Annotated in this window: 1 protein-coding gene; it reads left to right on the top strand. The window is 62.3% G+C overall.

The window, feature by feature from the left end; genetic code table 11:
* Window positions 1-99 precede the first annotated feature (99 nt).
* Window positions 100-1,308 carry a DDE-type integrase/transposase/recombinase gene (locus tag AC1DXI_RS20720; protein WP_476940148.1) on the top strand — a complete coding sequence of 403 codons (1,209 nt, stop codon included), beginning with the start codon at window positions 100-102 and terminating at the stop codon, window positions 1,306-1,308.
* The last annotated feature ends 61 nt before the right edge of the window (window positions 1,309-1,369 follow it).

The raw sequence follows: 1,369 nt of genomic DNA, 5'->3' as shown, positions 1-1,369 counted from the left end.
CTGTGGAGTCTCATGACTTAATGGACGTTTCTGTCTCAAGACATCGTGGACAGTGTGTCTCAGGACATCGTGGACACTCGGACCGGTTTTGCTCGGGTCATGAGCAAAATGCACCCCGATATCAAGATCCGGCATTTGGTGGCGACATGGCCTGACGACGCTGAGAGGGGTGCGGTTACACAGTTCTGCGAACGTCACAAGGTGTCCCGGGCATGGTTTTACAAGATCCGGGCCGCGGCTGCCGCCGGGGGGACGATCAAAGCCTTGGAAACTGCCTCGACCAAGCCGGCGACCAGCCCGGCSAAGGTCGATGCCTCTTTGGCGCGGCTGGCTCTCGCGACCCGGGAGTCCCTGAAGAGCCTCGGCTATGACTRCGGGCCGCTGAGCGTCGCCGCCAAACTCCGACGCCAAGGGGTCCAACCGCCATCACGTGCCACCTTGGCCCGGATCTTCACCCGGGCCGGAGTCGTGGTCCCGGAACCGAGGAAGAAACCGCGCAGCGCCTACCAAAGATTCGTCTATCCAGAACCCAACGGCTGCTGGCAGATCGACTCGACGGAGTGGCTGCTGGCCGGCGGAGCCAAGGTGGCCATTTTCCAGCTCATCGACGATCATTCCCGCCTGGCACTGGCATCGCTGGTCGCAGACKCAGAGACATCCGAAGCGGCCATCCGGGTGGTGCGAATAGCTATCGATCGCCACGGAGTGCCCCAAAAGTTCCTATCGGACAACGGGGCGGCGTTCAATCCCACACGGAGGGGCCGCACCGGGGCCCTGGTGGAATACCTCAAGGCTCTCGGCGTCGTGCCGATCACCGGAAAACCCTACAAACCCACCACCCAGGGCAAGAACGAACGCTTCCACCGGACCCTGCACACCTACCTGAACCGCCATCCCCAGGCCGCGACCGTCGCCGAACTACAGGCCCGTGTCGATGTCTTCGACACSTACTACAACACCGAGCGTGAACACCAGGCGCTGCCGCCGGGCACGACCCCGGCCGAGGCGTGGAACGCCACCGCGACAGCCCTGCCGCCAGAGCCCCCGACCCTCGAAACCCGCAAACCCACACCACGCCAGAGCGTGCAACGAAAGGTGGGGCGTCAGGGCGAAGTCACCGTCATCGGCATGCACTTCTACATCGGCACGAACCACGCAGGAGAACAGATCCACGTCCTCTACGACGACGAAACCATCATGTTCTTCGACGCACGGGGAACCGAAATCATCAGCCACCCGCGCCCGCCCAAAGGAACCGTCTACATCGGCCTCAACGGCACGGGCAAGCAACCGTCCACGAAGTCCTGAGACATGAACCGTCCACGATCAGTTGAGACATGAAGTGTCAACGATGAGGTGAGACAGCACA

The organism is Arthrobacter sp. P1_H7 (genome assembly GCF_056405215.1).
This window is presented reverse-complemented; position numbering and strand designations above follow the sequence as displayed.